The organism is Leptolyngbya sp. FACHB-541 (assembly GCF_014695875.1).
GTDB lineage: Bacteria > Cyanobacteriota > Cyanobacteriia > Elainellales > Elainellaceae > JAAUTN01.
In genome coordinates this window covers 38875-57894 of record NZ_JACJPC010000021.1, presented here as the reverse complement: position 1 = coordinate 57894, position 19020 = coordinate 38875, and the positions used below count along the sequence as shown (strand labels likewise).

The window sequence follows — 19020 nt, the reverse complement described above, 5'->3', positions numbered from 1 at the left end:
CCCTCAATTTCTAACAACCGCCTATGACCCTAGAAGCTGACTTTACTGTTCAACTCCGATCTGCGGCTGATCGGCTTTGGCAACTTTTAGAGAATTTTGGGCGATCGCAAGTCCTGGTAGTCGGCGATCTCACCCTGGATGAATTTCTGACAGGACAAGTTGAGCGAGTTTCGCGGGAAGCTCCCGTGTTGATTTTGCGGCATGAGACGACGCGACAGGTGCCGGGTGGGGGAGCCAACGCAGTTTACAATTTGGCGAAGCTAGGAGCGCAAGTCAAGGCTGTTGGGCTGGTCGGGAAAGATGACCAGGGAAATGCGCTAAGGCAAATTTTTGAAGCAGCAGGAATTGATACGCAGGGAATTTTGGTCGATCGGGATCGACCCACCGTGACCAAAACTCGCATCTCTGGTCATGCTCGGCAATCTGTAACCCAGCAGATCGTGCGAATCGATCGCAAATCAGATAGCTTGCCCGATCTCAGCCTGCAACTTCAGCTAGCAGAATACATTCAACAGCAGGCAAAGGATGCTCAGGCGGTAGTCTGTTCCGATTATGGAGATGGCGGACTAACTCAACCTGTAATTGAGGCAGCTCTGTCCCATACTCAAACTGTGGTAGATGCCCAAACTGAGTTGCATCGCTACGCTGGAGCCTTTTTGTTTACGCCAAACTTGCCGGAGGCAGAACTCGCGGTGGGATACGCGATCGCCTCTCCTGAAGCACTCGAACGAGCCGGACGTGACCTCTTAGCGCTAACTCAGGCACAGCATGTTCTAATTACCAGAGGCGAGGAGGGAATGAGCCTGTTTGACCGCAATGGCAACCATTCCGTGATCCCCGCGTTTAATCGCACCGAAGTATTTGATGTTACAGGTGCAGGTGACACAGTGGCGGCGGCGCTCACGATCGCTCTGACAGTCGGCGCGTCTGCCTGGGAAGCAGCCATTCTAGGCAACCTGGCAGCCAGTATTGTGGTGCGGCAGTTTGGCACTGCTACGACCACAGTTGAGGAGATGAAAGCTGCACTGCAAGACTTGCTGGATGAGATGTCTGACTAAAATTTCTGCAAACCGGATCGCTTCAAAATGCCTGTACTTGCGGCCAGGTTGAGACAAGGAAGACCACGACGACGGCGATCGCCAGCACGCCCTGAATCAAGTTACCAATTAGCGAGCCAACGACAATACCAACTCCGGCTTTAACTGCCAGGTTTAGGTCTTTTCGATAGAGATATTCACCGATGATGGCTCCGGCTAGTGGACCAATCAGAATTCCCAACAGTGGGCCGCCAAACGGCAACGCTGGAAGCAGTCCAAAGAAGCCCAGGAACAAGCCCACGATCGCTCCAATTTGTCCCCACTTGCTCGCTCCTGCTTTTTTTGCGCCCCAGTAGGTTGCCAGCAGGTCAACGCCAATGCTGAGCAGCAGCACTGTAATCGCGACGGCGATGGGAATCCAGAGCCCTGTAAATCCTTGAGCGAAACCCCAGATGGCGATCGCCACTACAATCAAGCTAGTTCCAGGAATGCCAGGAACCACTGCCCCAATCACACCGACAATCATTAGCGCGACCAACGACCAGTACAGAACTGCCATTAACAATATCTCCTCACAGTGGGTTTGCTTGAGTTGAACTTTGGTTGGGAACGCAACGATGCAGACAAGAATTTAATCAGGGGGTTTGGGGTAAGGGCGAATCGCGATTCGCCCCTACAAGCGGGTTGAACTTCCACAATCGCGTCTGAATAAGAAGGAATGACGAAGTCACTAGGCTTCAGAGGATACTAACGGAGATCGGCTTAGAGTATCTGCCAGCTTATCGGCGATTCCAGCGATCCAGGTTTCGTCTTGCTGCGTGTAGCTTCTGGGGGCATTAGCTGCCAAAATCAGCGCCCCTTCACTGCCGATGGGCTGACAAATCACTCCTTGAGTATTCTCTGGCAAATAGTCAAATTCGACTCGCCCCGGATAGATTTTGAGGTTCACCAGGTATACAGGCTTCTGTTTTTCCAACACTCGCTTTAGGATGTCTCCTGGCTTAACCTCTGAGTTGGGAGCCAGGATGCCACGTCGCAGCAGCACTCGCCCCTGATAATAGACCACGAGCGATCGCGTCACGGTATTGGTCAACAGCAGGTGCGAAGCCCAGGCTAATTCTGTTTTGACGGGATCTGGCAAATCTAGCGCTAACTCAAACCCTTCTTCACCAGTTAGCTCAACGACTTCGGGCGGTCGCGGCTGCACTTGTTGCCACAGCAAGCCCGTTAGAATCAGTAGGGCACTAACGATGATCCCCAACGCATCCGATCGCGCCTGAAAACCACTCGGAGCCGGGGTCAGCAGGCGATTGATCATCAATAGCGAACCCGCCAAAACACCTACCACAATGGGCAACTGCCGCAATACTTGATTTTGGTCAGGTCTAGCCATAGATTAGGTCTGGCTGATAGTAAAAACTAAAGCTAATCAAAACTGGAACAAACGCCTCAGAAGTTAAGTCCATTCCCATTTTATCGGGTTTACTCCAAGTCCTTGAAGGAAGACGACGCGTGCTAGAGCTGTTGATCTCAAACTTTTTCTCAACATGGCTGAATACGGCTGAAATTCAGACTCTCAAGTCAGCTAATTGGTCAACCTGGTTAGATGCGATCCAAGTGCAGGTTTTGCTTCAACCTGAATTTGCACTAGATCCAAGAGCTGAGTCTGTCGTACAGCAGCATCTTGCTCAACTGACTCAGCAGGATTTACCCGCGACGGAGCAGGGAGTATGGATTCAGGAAGGAAACCAAGTTCTGGCAGAAAACCAGGGAAACGTTCCCCTACCTGCTGCCTCGCTGACGAAAATTGCAACAACTCTCGCGGCGCTTTTAACCTGGGAACCCGACCATCAGTTTGAAACGCTGGTTAGCACCACTGGGACGGTTGAAGCAGGAACGTTGCAGGGCGATTTGATCGTTCAGGGTAGCGGCGATCCGCTGTTTGTGTGGGAAGAGGCGATCGCCCTCGGCAATGCCTTGAATCAGGCAGGTATTAACCGCATTTCCGGGAATCTGGTGATCACGGGCAATTTCGCCATGAATTACGAAACCGATCCCGTGACGGCCGGAAACTTTTTGCGGCAAGGCATCAATTCTACGCTCTGGTCTGGCGAGGTCGAAAATCAATATCGAATGCTGCCGTCTAACACTCCTCGCCCTCAAGTCGTTGTTGCAGGCTCAGTGCAAGCTGCCCCGTTGGAACAAGTTAACAGCCGCAGTCCCCAACCCCTCATTCGGCACAGCTCATTGCCTCTGTCGCAAATTCTCAAGGCAATGAACATCTACAGCAACAACGTTATGTCTGAAATGTTGGCAAACTCTTTGGGTGGGGCTGAGAAAGTAGCGCAACTCTGTGCCGACACCGCAAATGTGCCAATTGAAGAAATTCAGCTCATCAACGGCTCTGGGCTGGGCGTTGAAAATCGGATTTCTCCACGGGCAGTCGTTGCCATGCTGACAGCCATTCAGCGCAACTTACAGCCCAAAAGCCTGAACGTAGCGGACTTGTTTCCGGTGATTGGGCGCGATCGCGGTACTCTCGCAGGTCGCCGCATTCCCATTTCTTCGGCAGTCAAAACAGGCACATTAGCAGACGTTAGCTCTTTGGCAGGGGCAATCTCAACTCGCGATCGCGGTCTAGTCTGGTTTGCCATCATCAACCGAGGCTGGAATCTTGATGAACTCCGCAATCAGCAAGACGTTCTGTTGCAAAACCTGACCACTCAATGGGGCGCACAATCCTCAATTCCTCCCACGCTCACCCCCGGTGAACTCAGCCGTCTGGAGAGCAATCAGCTAGGAGCCTCTAGCCGCAACGAGATTTTGTGATCGATAAACCTCGACCTCTTATCTTTCACCTGAACACCACTGCTCTAAAGCAATTTTTGAAGCTGCTTTGACGATTGGGGAGAAGTCACAGTAGTAAAGAGCTGAGCATGAGAAAAAATTGATTTCGAGTACATAAGCTGATCCTTTTGACCAGCAAAGATCAAGAACCCAAATTGAATCGGGTTGCCATTCCTGCTGAGCGATCGCCACTGCTAAATCATGAATTGACTCAGGCATTCCAAACTGATAGTAAGGTTTGCCAAACTGCCTGTATTGGGAAGCACTAAGAATTTGCCCTTCAGCAATAAAAACTCTCCATTCAGCTTCAACTTGTTGTTCTGGTGCAAGAACGACTGGCAGTTCTAAATCAGCCAAATAGTGACGATCGCAGAAGTTTTGTAAATCAGCCAGTTCAGTGTAGGAGTAAACGCTACCTGGGAAAGGCTTCAGTGGGCTATCGGGACGGACAAACAAGCGACGAGCAGAGTGATCTGGAAATAGTGAATCTGGATCAAGCGCGATTCGTTGAGAAGCTTCTCTTAACGGTAGAATGTAATGCTGTGAATTGAATAACCACTTATTTAGATAAGGGTAGTAATGGGAGCAAAAATAGTTTTGTATTGTACCTATCACACCAGGAACCCAGCTTTTCTCAGCTTGCGTTTGCTGTTTTAGAATCTGCTCCGCGATATGTAGCGATCCGTAGAAGAGAATGCATTCGTCTTCATGAAAGAACGATTTGTAATCCGTGTTGCCTTTGATATAGTCAACCGCTTTTGCTTGATGTCCCTGAGACTGAATCTCGTCGATTAGAGGGGCGATCGCACTTCCAAAAACTCCATCTTCTATAATCCAGTTCATTGATGTAATAGTCTTAAGAAGAGTTTCAGTGTTTCCAAGTCTAGTTTCTTCCAATTCCTCTATATCTGAAATTGTATGTCTGACCTTTGGCCTAGTTTGGCTCTTGATGCTTGGCAGGACACCTACACGACCTTACACATGTGGACTCAGGTTGTAGGCAAGATCCGGTTGGTGCAGACCCCCTGGATTAACCATTCCTGGCACGTCCCGCTGTATTTGACAGCCCGGGGACTGACGACCGCAACGATTCCTTACGGTAGCCGTGTTTTTCAAATTGACTTTGATTTCATCGACCATCAACTGCAAATCAGCACCAGCGAAGGACAGCAGCGAATTGTTGAATTAGCTCCTCGCTCTGTTGCAGACTTTTACCGAGCAGTGATGCAGGCTTTGGCTGACCTTGATATTTCCATCAAGATCAATACCAGTCCGAATGAAGTCACTGATCCCATTCCTTTTGAACAGGACGAAATTCACAAGTCCTATGATGCAGAATATGCCAATCGTTTCTGGCGAGTTTTGCTACAGAGTGAGCGTGTCTTGCGTGAGTTTCGCTCTCATTTTGCGGGTAAAGTCAGCCCTGTACATTTCTTTTGGGGCAGCTTTGACATGGCAGTAACACGCTTTTCAGGGCGCTCTGCACCAGAGCATCCGGGTGGTGTTCCTCACTTACCCGATGCTGTTGCTAAAGAAGCCTATTCTCAGGAAGTGAGTAGCGCTGGATTTTGGCCGGGTGCAGGATTGGGCTATCCTGCGTTTTATTCTTACGCTTATCCTGCTCCTGATGGGTTTGGGAAGGCACCCGTTCAGCCTGAGTCGGCCTTTTTCCATGAGGGGCTGGGAGAATTTGTTTTGCCGCTTGATGCCGTACGCGAGGCTGACGATCCCGATCGCGCACTGATGGCGTTTCTCCAAAGCACTTACAGCGCAGCAGCAACCTTAGCAAACTGGGATCAGGATGCTCTCAAGCAAACCTGGTTCAAGTAGCAGCAGTACAGTATTAGGGCGATCGCCACCTAACTTTACTCATATCCATTTATACTTGTTTGCGTGTAGAATACGGTCTACTCAAATTTTGCTGTAGGGTGTCATGCCGCAATCAAAATGGCGAAAGCTGCTGATTGGAGAACTCAGTTGGAAAAGGCTGGGGCGATCGCTGGTCTTCATTTACACCTTTTTTATGGTGTATGTCTTTTTTGTGGCAGATAGAATGATTTTCTTGCCTCAGCCTGCCAGCTATCAAGACACAGAAAATATTCTAAAACTGCCCGTCAGTGACAGTGAGAAGATTTCAGCCACATACCTGCCTAACCCAGAAGCAGATTACACCTTGCTCTACATTCACGGTAATGCGGAAGACCTGGGAGACATCCAGCCGATGTTAATTCGCTTGCAGAGCTGGGGATTTGGCGTTTTTGCGTATGACTATCGCGGCTATGGCACCAGTGACGGCAAACCCAGCGAACGCAATGCCTATGAAGAGGCTGAAACGGCTTATCAGTATCTCACTCAGCAGCTTGGGGTCTCTCCTGACAAAGTTATCCTTTATGGGCGATCGGTGGGAGGAGGGTCAGCCGTTGAGCTAGCGACTCGCCATTCGGTAGCGGGACTGATTTTGGAGAGTACATTCACCTCTGCGTTTCGAGTCGTGGTGCCTATTCCCATCCTGCCGTTTGACAAATTTCCTAGTGTACAAAGGATTGCTCAGGTCGATTGCCCTGTACTGGTGATGCACGGCGAGGCAGATGCAGACATTCCGGTAGAGCATGGGCAAAGGCTGTACGATGCTGCACTCGAACCAAAGCTTTCGCTGTGGATAGAGGGCGCAGGGCACAATGATTTTACCTGGGTTGCTGAGGAGCAGCATCAAGCGGCTTTGGTAGAGTTTCAGCGGCTGATTGAGCAATCCACTTCGCTGAGCCGTCCCTAAACGTGGGATAGTGAAGGGGACTTGACCGTTTGTGCAGTCTACAACTGCTTTAGCGATCGCCCCAACTCAGAGGACAAAATCATGGGAACCGCCGCTTATATTCAGGACAGTGACTTTGATACACTGCTAGCTGACGAGAAGCTGGTAGTCGTTGACTGCACGGCTAGCTGGTGTGGTCCCTGCCGTAAAATTGCCCCTTTGATTGATCAGTTGGCTGAAGAGTATGACGGACGGGCAAAGGTTGTAAAGCTTGATTTAGACCAGAACAAAGAAACTGCTAAGAAATACAGCATTCGCAGCATCCCGGCAGTTATGGTCTTCAAAGATGGCGAACTGGTAGAAAACCTGGTCGGCGTTGCCCCCTACGAGACATTCACGACTGCGGTTGAAAAATATCTTTAGTCTAAAGTGCTGATTCCGCATCGAGATCGGCATCTGGATCAATCCCAACCGATCGCAATCTTTGCTTCAACTGCTCAACCTGCAAGGCAGCTTGCTCAGCCCGTTCTTCGGCTTGCTGTCTAGCTAGCGTTTCTGCTTGTAAGGCTTCGGCCAATTCACCAGGAATCAGCAGTTTCTTGCCTGTGTCCTCCCGATAAAAAGCGAGCAATTGCCCATCAACTTCTACGCGAAGCTGTAGTGGTTCGCTGCGACCATCCGTGATCGGTTCATATTGCTCTCCTCGCAGGCGATAGCCCTGCAACTGCTGTTTGATCCACTCGCCCTTCGGATCAAACAGCCAGTATTCTTGCACGCCCAACTGTTCGTATAGCGTTTTCTTGAAGTGCTGATCCTGATTTTGAGTGCCCTTGGAAGTCATTTCAAAGATGACAAATGGCACCTGTCCTTCTTCCCAGGTCTTGTAGTTGTCCCGCCCACCCGGAGCAACGTCAAAAATTACCATTACATCAGGCGCAACCCGCAGTTTAGGAAAACCCTGAGCATAGTAAAGAAACTGATTTCCTAATACTGTTGCCTGACGACCCTCGAGGTATTGTCTGAGAACTTCTAGCGTGACCAGCAGAGCATAGAAATGAATGTAAGTTTCTGCCACAGGTTCACCGTCGGAACTGGGATAAAAAATTTGAGCTGGTTGGGTGGTGGGGGCGATCGCCATACGGCACAGGCAACAAAAGGTGCAATTTCATCTTAAGCCAACTCAAAATTCAAAACTCAAAGCTGTTCATCCCAAAGTTCGCTGTTAAGTCTAGGGTAGAGATAGATTAAACAGCGTTAGGCAAAGCTTTAGAATTTTGGCAGGAAAAGAACTCAGGAATTTGGGCATGGATATTAGAGATGGATTTGTAGGAGCAGTTGGTAACACACCACTCATTCGGCTGCACAGCTTTAGCGAAGAAACGGGATGCGAAATCCTGGGGAAAGCCGAGTTCCTCAATCCGGGTGGGTCGATTAAAGATCGGGCAGCTCTGTTTATCATTCAGGATGCGGAAGAGCGAGGCTTGTTGAAACCAGGCGGCACCGTTGTAGAAGGCACTGCGGGTAATACGGGCATTGGGCTAGCACACATTTGCAATGCCAAAGGTTACAAGTGTCTGATCGTAATTCCTGATACGCAGTCGCAGGAAAAGATCGATATGTTGAGAACACTAGGTGCAGAGGTGCGAACCGTTCCGGCCGTACCTTATCGTGACCCGAACAACTATGTGAAACTCTCTGGTCGGTTAGCAGCGGAGATGGAGAACGCAATCTGGGCTAACCAATTTGACAATCTGGCAAATCGGCGATCGCACTACGAAACCACCGGCCCCGAAATCTGGCAGCAAACCAACGGCAAAATTGATGCCTGGACTTGCGCGACTGGCACAGGCGGCACCTATGCCGGAGTTTCAATGTTTCTCAAGGAAAAGAATCCTGAGATTAGATGTGTCTTAGCAGACCCGATGGGCAGCGGACTGTACAGCTACGCCAAAAAGGGTGAAATCAAAATCGAAGGAAGCTCCGTCACTGAAGGAATTGGCAACAGTCGCGTCACCGCCAATATGGAAGGAGCACCGATCGATGACGCAATTCAGATTCACGACCCGGAAGCACTAAGCGTGATCTATCAGCTTTTGGAGAAAGACGGCTTATTCATGGGGGGCTCAGTTGGCATCAATGTCGCTGCAGCAGTGGCGATCGCCAAACAACTTGGCCCAGGTCACACAATTGTCACCGTTCTTTGTGATGGTGGTAACCGCTATCAATCCCGCTTGTTTAACCCAGAATGGTTAGCATCGAAGGGGTTGGCATGATGAGGCTGGAGTTTTGACTGTTACGAGAAATGTGTTGATTTGCCAAAACAAAACCTGTCGCAAGCAGAATGCTGCGAAGGTTCTGGCAGCATTTGAAGCACATCCGATCGCCGATGTGTCAATTACTGCGTCTAGCTGTTTAGGGCAGTGCGGCAACGGTCCAATGGTGTTGGTGTTGCCTGACGAGGTTTGGTACGCCAAAGTGCATCCTGACGAGGTGCGAGCCGTGGTTGAACGCCATTTTCGTCAGGGACAACCTGTTCAGGCAATGCTTTATCGCAAGCTGAATCGGCAGTAGGAATGTTGTAAGGTTACTCTGACTCTGAGAGGACTTGTTTTGCAAGTTGAATTTGCTCAGGGCTGAAGGCAGCTCGTTTTAGATCAAGGTCGAGGAAGGGGCAATCGCCAAATCGCCCGTCCAATCCTAGTACTTGCTGATAGGTCTGTTTTGCTTCGGGCTGTTCGCCTTTGCTCCAGTGGGCGATCGCCAGCGCAACCAGTGGGTGTGGATTGCTTGGCTCTAGTTCGGCGGCACGGGTGGCAGTGGCGATCGCCCAGTCATGCTGCTGCATTCGCTGATAGGTGAGGCTGAGGTTATAGTAGGCAATTTCGTTATCGGGCTGAAGCGCTGCAGCCCAGGCGTGAGTAATAGCGGCAGCGGTCAGGTCGCCGCCCACCAGGTAAACAATGCCTAAAGCATTGAGGGTAGGAACATCTTGCGGGTTCAGGTAAAACGCCATCACCAGTGCATTGGCGGCTTCCGTCTCTTGCCCTGCCAGGTGTAGTGTCCAGCCTAAGAGAACTCGACCGGAGACGTTCTGGGGTTCCAGTTCGACGGCTTTTTGGAGAGCGGCGATCGCCTCTGGAAACCGTTCCTGCTGCCGATAGGCTAAGCCCTGCTGCCGATACTCACCTGCTGAGGCAGCCCAGACAGGCAACGGGAGCCAGCTAACCGCCAAAACTAACAACGACAGATGTTGGCAAGTTAAACGGCGAATGGTTGAGCTTAAGGACATTGTTGGCGCTGCTTTGAAGAAGTTTGTTTGTACTCCAATAAGACTATGCCTCGAAACGCCTGGTTGACTTGCGGAAAGGCTGTGCTAATTCAAAAACGAAGCAAGTTAACAATTCCATCAATAAAATCGAAGTGTTTGGAAAGACAAAGAGTTAAAGTTAGCCCATTCCCGTTTAGTCCATCCCCTTAAATAGTGCGATCGCGTGTTAGAAAAGGCAAATCCACAACCTCCCCTGTTCCAGCCCCAACATTAACCATTAGCCCTGCCCCCCCTGCTTTGGTGCGAACGTAGGCTAGTCCCAACAGTCCTTGCTCGGTTTCAATCAGACTGGTGAGTTTTCCGACTTTCTCCTCACCCAGCAGTAGCGGTTCACCGGGAGTTGCAGATTGACTGAGTCGCACTCCCCAAAGCTGCTGTTTTACGCCTTTGTAGGTGTCAAGGCGGGCGATCGTTTCCTGCCCAATATAACAGCCTTTGCTAAACGAAATAGTGCGCCACAGTCCTGCTTCCAGAGGATTGTAGTCTTCAGTGAGTTCAGAATTGGGCATGGGGCGGCCCTGCTCGATTCGCAAGCGTTCCCAGGTCTGTTCGCCTAGCGGAACTGCGCCTGCTTCGGTGAGTTGTTGCCAGAGAGCCGCTGACTGCTCGGCATTCACAATTAGCGTGTATCCGGGAGTTGCTAGACCGCTACCCGTGGCGATGCGGGTTTCTATCCCAGCAAGATTGACTAGATGGTGAGTTGCGTGAGGCTGTGCAATCGCCTCATCCAGCCCAAGTTTTTGCAACAGCGCATCACTTTCATTTCCCAGCAAACTGAAGGCGGCAGTGGTGTCCGTGATGTCCTTCAAGTCTACTTTGTCAGCAAAAAAGATAAACCGATCCATCCATTCGATCAAGTATTTGCGGCGGTTGGGGGAAGTCAGCAGCAGCACAGCATCCTCTAGCGCATAGGCAGTTACGAGGTCGACAGTGCGTCCGGTAGAGGTGACAAATACGGTGTCACAACCTTGCCCAGGTTGAAGACGATTGAAATCGTTGGTGGTCTGGTTGTGCAGAAAGCGAATGCGGTCATCACCAGAAACTAGAATACGTCCCCAGTGGGAGCGATCGCATACTGCCACGCCCGTTTGTGCTGCCTGAAGTGCTGCTGCTTCGTTGCCAAAGCTACTCGGAACGGAAGTCCCTGCAACCTCAACAAATACTGCACCTGCTGCTGCCTGGAGGTTTCGTAATTCCTGATTCATGCTGCTTTTCTTGCGCCTGCGGTCAAACTATCTGTCCGGATCTTACCGAGTTCGGACCCTTATGAGTTGGCGATCGCAGACAACTCGTCAAAAACCCGTCCAACAAACTGCTGTGCTTTTGCGTCCAACTGCTGCCAATCTACATCGCCTGTCTCGTCGATCAGGTTAGTGTCAATTTCAACGACTTCAGTTTCGCCTGACTCCAACTGAGCATAATTTCGAAAACAGATCTGATAACACAGTTGCCACAGATCGACATTGATCTGATGATCGTGCTTTTGTAGACAGAGTTCGTAGCCAGGGTAAGGTTGAGGCAATCGAGCTAACTGTTCTTCGATATCAGCAGCTTGTTCAGGTGTGGCATCAGCGAGCTGTTGCTGGAGGTGGAGGGCGATCGCCTTTGTTTCTTCGGGAATTCCCTCAGCCCAAACCTGCACATTTCGATAGGTGCCTTTCCAGGAAGACTGCTCTAGCTGTTTGCGAATATTGTCGATGACCCGAATAAAAGCAGGCTGCATTAATAGCTCAGCCTGTTGCCATGTTTCAGGATTGGCAAATTTTGGCATTACTTTAGCAGGACAGTAGATAAAAACAATTCAGAATAATTCGGCGAGAATTTTTCTAGAAGGATACTCTCATAATCCAAGCTCAATTCCCAAGCAGGATTAACATATAGCAACTCTGTTACAGTTTGTTTGCCATAGTTCATCTGCTGTAGGGCGTGGCATTTGGTATGCGAACCCAAGAGTAGAGCAAGAGTTTTTGCCAAATGCTACACCCCTACATGAGAATCAGTAAAGTGTTAGAAAGTTGTAATCTTATGCAGAAGGATGGACAAATAAACTACTACAACAAGTAACTAACATTCCTAATCAACTTTACCCACAGCTTTGTTTACATCTGCTGGTGTTTCAAACTCTTTATCTGGCAGTTGATTCAATACCGAAATCAACTTGTCATCTGCTCCATGCCCTTTAGCATGTTTGATTAGGTTCTCTTTATCGACTGGATAATCGATCCCTTTAAGGTGCTTTTGTAATTGAATTGGGTTGACAGAAGCCATTTTTAAAACTCCCTTTAAATGAAGTAATTGAAGCGATAACCAGATCAGATCGTAGACTGGTCAGTTACGCCAGAACCTCACACTCAAGAACCAGCTTCAACCCCCATTTGCTCTGCCTGAAGGTGGAGGCAAATTTCAAGGTTCAGTACTGGAAAGAAGTATCAGAAAAGTATTTCTTTTACTGAAAGATGAGATCTCAAAAAACTCCCCCAATGTTAGAGGCTGATGAGTGCGGTTCTTTTTAGGGTGAAGTCATAGTTTTATGCAGTAATTGAGTAGAGCAATGAATCCATCTGTTTTAATGGTTTTGGTTTTAGCGTTAGTGTTGCTGAGCGTGTTATCTCCCTTTTCAGCGCTGGCACTGTTGATGCTTGTTTTGTTTGTGCCAACGCTGCTCTGGGCTGTGTGGACAGTGGTACAGAGCTTTATCCGGGGTGAGGCTGAGGGTTGAGAATCTGACTGAAAATTGAGCGAGAAGGGGGTGGGGGGGATTGCCACGCATTCCAAATTTAAAGTTTTATGATGGGGATGCCTGAAAGAGCTTGAGTTTTGAACGGTCAAGCTTATCTTGGATGGGCGCTACCCAATCAGAAGGAAAGTACATTACCCGTGATTAGCCGAGTAATTCGAGGAATCGTTCTGCTGTTAGCAAGCCTTCCGCTCGCAGGACTTGTTGGCACCAGTCAAGCTCTGGCTCAGGTTACATCTGCTCAAGATGGTGCAGGAACACGAGTAACCCGGGATGGCGATCGCTACATCATCAATGGTGGCGCACTCTCTCGTGATGGGGAAAATTTGTTTCACAGCTTTGATCAGTTTGGATTGGATGCTGATCAGACTGCCAATTTTCTGACTAATTCTCAAATTCAAAACATTCTAGGACGCATTACGGGGGAGGATGCGTCTATCATCCACGGCTTGATTCAAGTCACAGGCGGTGACTCTAACCTGTATCTGATCAATCCTGCTGGAATTATTTTTGGAGCAAGTGCGCGGTTAGATGTATCAGGTTCCTTTACCGCAACGACAGCAGACGGAATTGGGTTTGGCAATCGCTGGTTTAGTGCGATCGCCGACAACAATTACGCTTCCTTAGTAGGTAATCCTAGTTCCTTTGCTTTTACCAGCACCCAGCCCGGCTCAATTTTGAATGCCGGAAGTCTCCGAGTTGGTGAAGGACTACAGCTTACCCTGCTAGGTGGCACCGTGATCAACACGGGCATTCTAACTGCACCAGGCGGCCAGATCACCGTTGCGGCTGTACCTGGAGAAAATCTGGTACGAATTAGCCAGGAGGGAAGGCTGCTTAGCTTGGACCTGGAGACAATTGGGGCACGGGTTGGGGGGCGATTAGGGTTACCGTTTACGCCACTGTCGTTGCCGGAGCTATTGACAGCAGGAAATGTGGAGCACGCGACAGGGGTAACTGTGAATCGGGATGGCACCGTTAGCCTGACGGGTTCCAACTTATCCCTTTCCACCGAACCGGGAACGGCGATCGCCTCCGGCACCCTCAACGCCTCCCACCCATCCTCAACCCCTAACCGCCAATCCCCCGAAATTAACGTTCTGGGCGATCGCGTCGCTCTTCTCGATGCCACTCTGAATGCCTCTGGCAATAGCGGCGGCACCATTCGCGTGGGCGGTGACTATCAGGGAGAAGGCAGCGTTCCCAATGCCAGCGTCACCTTTGTAGACGAAAACTCTACCCTCAGCGCGGATGCGCTCAGGCGAGGAAATGGTGGTCGCATTATCGTTTGGTCAGAGGACACCACGCGGGTTTATGGCAGCTTGAGTGCTAGAGGTGGGGTACGGCGTGGAAATGGTGGTCTGGTAGAAACCAGCAGCCGCGGCTTTTTGGACGTGAATGGCGCACCGGATGTCTCTGCCCGCTATGGCTTGGCTGGAACCTGGCTAATCGATCCTTACAACATCACGATTGTTGATGCGCCAACGGATGGCGTTGACACGGTGAACGATCCGTTTGCGGCGATCGATGACAACGCAGTGCTAGACGTAGATGACCTAATTGCTGCCCTCACCGGAGGTGCAAACGTGATCGTCTCCACCGGAACGGCAGGCGCGCAGGTCGGCAACATTACCTTGCAAACAGCACTGGACTTCGATGGAACGGGCAGCAATACCTTGACGCTGCAAGCCGCAAACGACATCAACATCAACGCAGAAATCTTTGACAGCGTAGCGGGTAGCGATTTGCTCAACCTGGTCTTAACTGCTGACAGTGACAACAGCGGTGTGGGTACGTTGCGAGTTCGACCCAACGGGCGGCTTGATACGGGTGGTGGCACGATCGTCGGTAGCGGTAGCAACGACCAAACTCTGGGCGGGGTAGAGCTATCGGGGAATATTTCATCCAATGCCAGCAGGATTACTTTCACAGGTACCAGTTTTCAAAATGGGGTTTCGCTCACCAATGGCACCTTCTCGTTAACGGGCAATGGCACCCTGGAGCTAGCTAGTCCTAACGCTGGTACGGCAGTCATCATCAATGGGGCTACGCTACAACTGGGCGATGGCAACCTGATCGTCACGGCAGATGCGATCGACTTGCCCAACAGCACAATTTTAGGGACGGGTTCGGTGTTGCTTCAGACCGCCAATCCCGAATATACGATTCAAGTAGGAGGAAATGCGGCTGGAGGTCCACTGTTCCTTGATCTGTTCGCTACAGAGTTGGCTGTATTCCAGGATGGATTTGACAGCATCACAATTGGACGGGCTGACGGCAGTGGGCAAGTTAATTTGCTTGGTGATCTCACCTTTAATGATCCTGTAACGCTGCAAGCAACCGGAACCGGTGGCTCGATCAACACTACAGGCGGCACCATCACCGGGCAGGGGAATGCCAGCGTGACACTACGGGCAGATCAAAATGTGGTCACGGGCAATATTGCCACGGCAGGTCAGGGAATCACGATCAGCAGCACAACCGGAGGGATTGATACCAGCGCTGGCACCGTCACAACGAATCTAACGGGTGGAGCAGGAGGGGCGATCGCCCTCACGGCCGCAGGCAACATCACCACTGGACCACTCTCGTTTGGTGCGGCTCCTGGAACCAATGCTCTAACGATTGACACACCGGGTGAGGTTGACCTGAGAAACGGGCTATCGTCCACGGGCGGCGAAATTGTCATTGGTGGAGTGACTCGCCCCAGCAGTGTCCTGCTGCCCGAAAACCTCGATACCAATGGCGGCGGCTTTAGTCTGTTTCCCAGCGGTGACATTAACCTGACGGGCAATATCATCACTGACGGCGGCAACTTCACCATCAACGGCAATGGCAGCACGACATTTTCTGGCGCAGTGCAAACCGTCGGTGGCGACTTTACTATCCTCAATTCAGGCGCAACCTTAGTTCTTGGCTCCGTCAGTACAGGAAGCGGCAATTTTCGGATTGAGAGTGGTGGTACTACCTCGGTCTCCAGCCCAATCAATACTGATGGTGGTGATTTTACAATCGATAGCGTTGGAGAAATTCTGCTTTCGGGGGCGATCGCCACAAATAGCGGCGACTTTACCCTAACCAGTGAAGCGACCACTTCAGTATCTGCCCCGATCAGTACAGGCGGTGGAATTTTTCTGGTGACCAGTCAGGGGGATGTGAGCTTTACGGAGGCGATCACGACCGGCGGCGGCAGTTTGAGCACGACCAGCGAGGGGGCGATTGCCTTCTCCAGCCCAGTCACGACCAGCGGCGGCAGTATTCTGCTGGACGGCAACCAGATCAACACAGCCGCTTTAGATGCCAGCAACAGTACAGGTACAGGGGGTGCAATTAGCCTCCTCTCGGATACTGCAATTACCACGGGCGACCTTAACAGTTCTGGCACTAGCGGCGGCAATATTTCGGTCAACGCCACTACGGAAATTACGACGGGAGCGATCACGACCGGCGGCGGCAGTTTGAGCACGATGAGCGAGGGGGCGATCGCCTTCTTCGGACCAGTCACGACCAGCGGCGGCAGTATTCTGCTGGACGGCAGTCAGATCAATACAGCCGCCTTGGATGCCAGCAACAGTACGGGTGCAGGGGGTGCAATTAGCCTCTTCTCGGATACTGCAATTACGACAGGTAACCTCAACAGTTCTGGTACCAGTGGCGGCAATATTTCGGTCAACGCCATTACGGAGATTACTACAGGGGCGATCGCCGCAACGGGTACCACAGGCGACGGTGGCAGTGTCACCCTTGACCCTACAGGCGATATTCAAGTTACCTCCATCAACACTTCTAGCCAGCTTGGACGTGGTGGTCAGGTTGACATCACGACCGAGAGATTCTTTCGCGCAACTGGTCTAGTAGAAGGCAATTCTGAGGGAGTCAGCATTCTCAGTTCTGGCGGAGCTGGTGGCGGCGACATCACCATTCGGCATGGCGGTAATGGAGAAACTCCCTTCATCGTCGGCGACGGTACCACCAATGGCACGGCTGGAACCATTACCAGCGGTGATTCTGCCATTTCTTCTCCGCCTAACCGATCTTTTCGAGGTAGCGTCACGGTCGGAAATATTCGAATCATTACCGATTTTGTTGATCCGGGTGATCCTGATGGTCCTGATGGTCCTGACGGTAGAGAAGATCCCGATGAACCTGGTATTGGCAACCCGATCATTCCGCGACCTGAATGTCAGGTGAATTGCGAACGCCCCACGCCTGAGCCACAATCCGAGCCCGACTCCAACACGGGCAGTAGTCCTACGACCCCACAACCTCTGGTAACAGCTCGCAATACCTTGCTAGACATTCAGCAGGAAACTGGTGTAAAACCAGCGTTGATCTATGTCGGCTTTGTTCCCGTGGAAAGCACCTTTAACTCTGGGTTTGCCGAGCGAGAGGCAACCGCCAGTCAGCAGTTTGAGCAATATTTAGGACGGCAGTCGAGCCAGCCTGAAAGCGTTGCCCTCTCATTCCAACCTCAGCCCACCGACGAACTAGAACTGTTGCTTATCACCTCAAGTGGAGAACCGATTCGTAAGCGACTGGCAGGCGTAACCCGTGCCGAAGTCGAACAAGCCAGACGCAAACTAGTCAGCCAAATCACAGATCCTCGCCTGCTAGGAACGGGCTATCTGCCCCCAGCTCAGCAACTTTACCAGTGGCTTATTGCTCCCCTGGAGCAAGACTTGCAGGCTGAGGAAATTGAAAACCTTTCCTTTATTTTGGATACAGGATTACGCTTCATTCCTCTGGCGGCACTGCATGACGGCGATCAGTTTCTGGTCGAAAAATACAGCGTCGGGTTAATGCCCAGCCTGAGTCTCACCGACACCCGCTACACCAATATGCGAAGCCTAGAAGTTCTGGCGATGGGTGCCTCTGAGTTTAGCGACCAACTCCCTCTGCCCGCTGTGCCAACCGAACTCCGAACCATTGTTCCAAACCTTTGGCCGGGCGAGATTTTGCTCAATGCTGACTTCACGGTACAAAATCTTAGACAGCAGCGAGAACAGCGTCCCTTCGGCATTCTGCATCTGGCAACCCACGGAGAATTTAGATCCGGTGGACTAGGCGAGTCGTACATCCAGTTCTGGAATCAGAAATTGCGGCTGGACGAAATCCGCCAGCTCGGGCTGAGCAATCCTCCTTTGGAATTGCTGGTCTTGAGTGCCTGTCGGACGGCGCTAGGGGACGAGCAAGCTGAGCTGGGCTTTGCCGGATTAGCAGTACAGGCAGGCGTGAAGTCAGCACTGGCTAGCCTCTGGTACGTCAGTGATGAGGGAACATTGGCCCTGATGACCGAGTTTTATGGACAGTTACGCGAGGTTCCAATTAAAGCAGAAGCACTGCGTCAGACCCAGATTGCTATGCTCAACGGCGAAGTCCGACTGCAGGATGGCGAAATCTACACCTCTCGCTCAGGCGCTATTCTTCTGCCGGATGGGGTAGTGAGAAATGAAACCCAGGACTTGTCTCACCCCTTCTACTGGGCAGCGTTTACGCTGATTGGCAGCCCTTGGTGATGCAGCAGCTACCAGGGCAATTTGCTGCCATCCCAGGAAAAGAATTCGCCGCTGTCACTTTCCTGAAGCTGATCGAGGACAGCTAGCAGTTGGCGAACGGTGCGATCGCAAGAGAATAGCTTTTCGGGCGGCACACTCCGCTGAAAGGGTTGGGATAGCTGAGTGTCTGTGGTGCCAGGATGTAGCGTCACCACGATCGCCCTAGGACAAGTGCGTCGATATTCAATCGCGGTGGTTCGCATAAACATATTCAACGCTGCTTTGGAAGCCCGATAGCCATACCATCCGCCCAACTGGTTGTCGCCAATGCTGCCTACCTTGGCTGAAATTGTGGCTAAAATGGCGCGATCGCCATGCTTGAACAACGGCTGAAGGTGTTTTGCTAGGAGCACGGCTCCAATGCTGTTGACCTGAAAGTAACGCATCAACTGCTCTGAATTCAGATGCCGCAAGCTCTTTTCGGGCTGCATCGCCCCATCGTGCAGCAAACCGACGCAGTTGATCACGCTGTGAAGGGCGGCTGTATCGGTTTTAATTTTGTCGATGATGGTGGCAATTTGAGCCTCTTCAGTAATATCTAACGGCAGGCAGCGCAAGCGAGAATCGGTGATAGACAACAGTTCTGATTCTGGGTTGCGGTAGGTAGCAAAAAGGCAATCGGCGCGATCGCCTTGCAAAAACTGCCGCACAAACTCCAGTCCAATTCCCTGACCCGCTCCCACGATTAACGCAGCCCGTTCAGGTTTGCGCTCAGACTCATCGGTAAAACTACTCTGCATTTCAGGCAAATTGATGACCTATGC

General features: G+C 51.1%; 18 protein-coding genes. 9 read left to right on the top strand and 9 right to left on the bottom strand.

Features of this window, described 5'->3' with window-relative positions; all coding sequences use genetic code 11:
* Window positions 1-23: 23 nt before the first annotated feature.
* The gene (locus tag H6G00_RS03315) at window positions 24-1058 is read left to right on the top strand and encodes a PfkB family carbohydrate kinase (RefSeq protein ID WP_190795620.1); all 1035 of its coding nucleotides are present in this window, start codon (window positions 24-26) and stop codon (window positions 1056-1058) included.
* A gap of 22 nt (window positions 1059-1080) precedes the next feature.
* Here H6G00_RS03315 and H6G00_RS03310 read toward each other — a convergent pair whose 3' ends face one another.
* Both H6G00_RS03310 and H6G00_RS03305 read right to left on the bottom strand, forming a co-directional pair.
* Window positions 1081-1596 carry a DUF456 family protein gene (locus H6G00_RS03310; RefSeq protein ID WP_190642539.1) on the bottom strand — a complete coding sequence of 172 codons (516 nt, stop codon included), beginning with the start codon at window positions 1594-1596 and terminating at the stop codon, window positions 1081-1083.
* A gap of 171 nt (window positions 1597-1767) precedes the next feature.
* The gene (locus tag H6G00_RS03305) at window positions 1768-2430 is read right to left on the bottom strand and encodes a cofactor assembly of complex C subunit B (protein WP_190795619.1); all 663 of its coding nucleotides are present in this window, start codon (window positions 2428-2430) and stop codon (window positions 1768-1770) included.
* 119 nt (window positions 2431-2549) lie between these two features.
* Between H6G00_RS03305 and H6G00_RS03300 the strand changes: the two genes are divergently transcribed.
* Complete coding sequence (locus H6G00_RS03300; RefSeq protein WP_190795618.1) at window positions 2550-3866, top strand: D-alanyl-D-alanine carboxypeptidase; 1317 nt, start codon at window positions 2550-2552, stop codon at window positions 3864-3866.
* Between the two features lie 18 nt (window positions 3867-3884).
* On the opposite strand, the gene H6G00_RS03295 is transcribed toward H6G00_RS03300, so the two are convergent.
* Window positions 3885-4727, bottom strand: coding sequence for an ATP-grasp domain-containing protein (locus H6G00_RS03295; protein ID WP_190795617.1), 843 nt, complete (start codon window positions 4725-4727; stop codon window positions 3885-3887).
* Window positions 4728-4802: 75 nt separating this feature from the next.
* Here H6G00_RS03295 and H6G00_RS03290 point away from each other — a divergent pair, with 75 nt between their 5' ends.
* From H6G00_RS03290 to trxA, 3 genes are all read left to right on the top strand, one after another.
* Window positions 4803-5714: a DUF5996 family protein gene (locus tag H6G00_RS03290; RefSeq protein WP_190795616.1), complete on the top strand. Its 912-nt coding sequence runs from the start codon at window positions 4803-4805 to the stop codon at window positions 5712-5714.
* A gap of 103 nt (window positions 5715-5817) precedes the next feature.
* Window positions 5818-6657 (top strand): alpha/beta hydrolase, encoded by an 840-nt coding sequence (locus H6G00_RS03285; protein WP_190795615.1) that lies wholly within the window; start codon window positions 5818-5820, stop codon window positions 6655-6657.
* Window positions 6658-6738: 81 nt separating this feature from the next.
* Window positions 6739-7059: a thioredoxin gene (gene trxA / locus H6G00_RS03280; protein WP_190642556.1), complete on the top strand. Its 321-nt coding sequence runs from the start codon at window positions 6739-6741 to the stop codon at window positions 7057-7059.
* 1 nt (window position 7060) lies between these two features.
* Here the strand turns inward: trxA and H6G00_RS03275 are convergent, their stop codons facing one another.
* A complete protein-coding gene (locus H6G00_RS03275; protein ID WP_190795614.1) occupies window positions 7061-7774 on the bottom strand; it encodes a Uma2 family endonuclease in 714 nt (237 codons plus the stop codon).
* A gap of 166 nt (window positions 7775-7940) precedes the next feature.
* Here H6G00_RS03275 and H6G00_RS03270 point away from each other — a divergent pair, with 166 nt between their 5' ends.
* Window positions 7941-8909 (top strand): cysteine synthase A, encoded by a 969-nt coding sequence (locus tag H6G00_RS03270; RefSeq protein ID WP_190795613.1) that lies wholly within the window; start codon window positions 7941-7943, stop codon window positions 8907-8909.
* 13 nt (window positions 8910-8922) lie between these two features.
* Window positions 8923-9207, top strand: coding sequence for a (2Fe-2S) ferredoxin domain-containing protein (locus H6G00_RS03265; RefSeq protein ID WP_190642533.1), 285 nt, complete (start codon window positions 8923-8925; stop codon window positions 9205-9207).
* 13 nt (window positions 9208-9220) lie between these two features.
* On the opposite strand, the gene H6G00_RS03260 is transcribed toward H6G00_RS03265, so the two are convergent.
* The 4 genes from H6G00_RS03260 to H6G00_RS03245 all read right to left on the bottom strand — a co-directional run bounded on the left by H6G00_RS03260 (window position 9221) and on the right by H6G00_RS03245 (window position 12232).
* Window positions 9221-9925, bottom strand: coding sequence for a tetratricopeptide repeat protein (locus H6G00_RS03260; protein WP_190795612.1), 705 nt, complete (start codon window positions 9923-9925; stop codon window positions 9221-9223).
* Window positions 9926-10110: 185 nt separating this feature from the next.
* Window positions 10111-11169 carry a folate-binding protein YgfZ gene (locus H6G00_RS03255; protein WP_190795611.1) on the bottom strand — a complete coding sequence of 353 codons (1059 nt, stop codon included), beginning with the start codon at window positions 11167-11169 and terminating at the stop codon, window positions 10111-10113.
* A 59-nt stretch (window positions 11170-11228) separates the two neighbouring features.
* On the bottom strand, window positions 11229-11735 hold the full coding sequence (locus H6G00_RS03250; protein WP_190795610.1) for a hypothetical protein: 507 nt from the start codon (window positions 11733-11735) through the stop codon (window positions 11229-11231).
* Window positions 11736-12037: 302 nt separating this feature from the next.
* On the bottom strand, window positions 12038-12232 hold the full coding sequence (locus H6G00_RS03245) for a DUF2795 domain-containing protein (RefSeq protein ID WP_190642529.1): 195 nt from the start codon (window positions 12230-12232) through the stop codon (window positions 12038-12040).
* 283 nt (window positions 12233-12515) lie between these two features.
* On the opposite strand from H6G00_RS03245, the gene H6G00_RS03240 reads away from it, so the two are divergent.
* Together H6G00_RS03240 and H6G00_RS03235 are read left to right on the top strand one after the other, a co-directional pair.
* Complete coding sequence (locus tag H6G00_RS03240; protein WP_190688241.1) at window positions 12516-12683, top strand: hypothetical protein; 168 nt, start codon at window positions 12516-12518, stop codon at window positions 12681-12683.
* A gap of 98 nt (window positions 12684-12781) precedes the next feature.
* Window positions 12782-18217, top strand: a complete 5436-nt coding sequence (locus H6G00_RS03235) for a CHAT domain-containing protein (protein ID WP_190795609.1) — start codon at window positions 12782-12784, stop codon at window positions 18215-18217.
* An 8-nt stretch (window positions 18218-18225) separates the two neighbouring features.
* Here H6G00_RS03235 and H6G00_RS03230 read toward each other — a convergent pair whose 3' ends face one another.
* Window positions 18226-18996, bottom strand: coding sequence for an SDR family NAD(P)-dependent oxidoreductase (locus H6G00_RS03230; protein WP_190795608.1), 771 nt, complete (start codon window positions 18994-18996; stop codon window positions 18226-18228).
* Window positions 18997-19020: the final 24 nt, after the last annotated feature.

Bases quoted from the DNA above. Each gene is read 5' to 3' on its own strand.
- H6G00_RS03275 (WP_190795614.1), bottom strand. From the start codon at position 7,774: ATGGCGATCGCCCCCACCACCCAACCAGCTCAAATTTTTTATCCCAGT.
- H6G00_RS03285 (WP_190795615.1), top strand. From the start codon at position 5,818: ATGCCGCAATCAAAATGGCGAAAGCTGCTGATTGGAGAACTCAGTTGG.
- H6G00_RS03295 (WP_190795617.1), bottom strand. From the start codon at position 4,727: ATGAACTGGATTATAGAAGATGGAGTTTTTGGAAGTGCGATCGCCCCT.
- H6G00_RS03240 (WP_190688241.1), top strand. From the start codon at position 12,516: ATGAATCCATCTGTTTTAATGGTTTTGGTTTTAGCGTTAGTGTTGCTG.
- H6G00_RS03290 (WP_190795616.1), top strand. From the start codon at position 4,803: ATGTCTGACCTTTGGCCTAGTTTGGCTCTTGATGCTTGGCAGGACACC.
- H6G00_RS03250 (WP_190795610.1), bottom strand. From the start codon at position 11,735: ATGCCAAAATTTGCCAATCCTGAAACATGGCAACAGGCTGAGCTATTA.
- H6G00_RS03310 (WP_190642539.1), bottom strand. From the start codon at position 1,596: ATGGCAGTTCTGTACTGGTCGTTGGTCGCGCTAATGATTGTCGGTGTG.
- H6G00_RS03270 (WP_190795613.1), top strand. From the start codon at position 7,941: ATGGATATTAGAGATGGATTTGTAGGAGCAGTTGGTAACACACCACTC.
- trxA (WP_190642556.1), top strand. From the start codon at position 6,739: ATGGGAACCGCCGCTTATATTCAGGACAGTGACTTTGATACACTGCTA.
- H6G00_RS03245 (WP_190642529.1), bottom strand. From the start codon at position 12,232: ATGGCTTCTGTCAACCCAATTCAATTACAAAAGCACCTTAAAGGGATC.
- H6G00_RS03255 (WP_190795611.1), bottom strand. From the start codon at position 11,169: ATGAATCAGGAATTACGAAACCTCCAGGCAGCAGCAGGTGCAGTATTT.
- H6G00_RS03305 (WP_190795619.1), bottom strand. From the start codon at position 2,430: ATGGCTAGACCTGACCAAAATCAAGTATTGCGGCAGTTGCCCATTGTG.
- H6G00_RS03230 (WP_190795608.1), bottom strand. From the start codon at position 18,996: ATGCAGAGTAGTTTTACCGATGAGTCTGAGCGCAAACCTGAACGGGCT.
- H6G00_RS03315 (WP_190795620.1), top strand. From the start codon at position 24: ATGACCCTAGAAGCTGACTTTACTGTTCAACTCCGATCTGCGGCTGAT.
- H6G00_RS03260 (WP_190795612.1), bottom strand. From the start codon at position 9,925: ATGTCCTTAAGCTCAACCATTCGCCGTTTAACTTGCCAACATCTGTCG.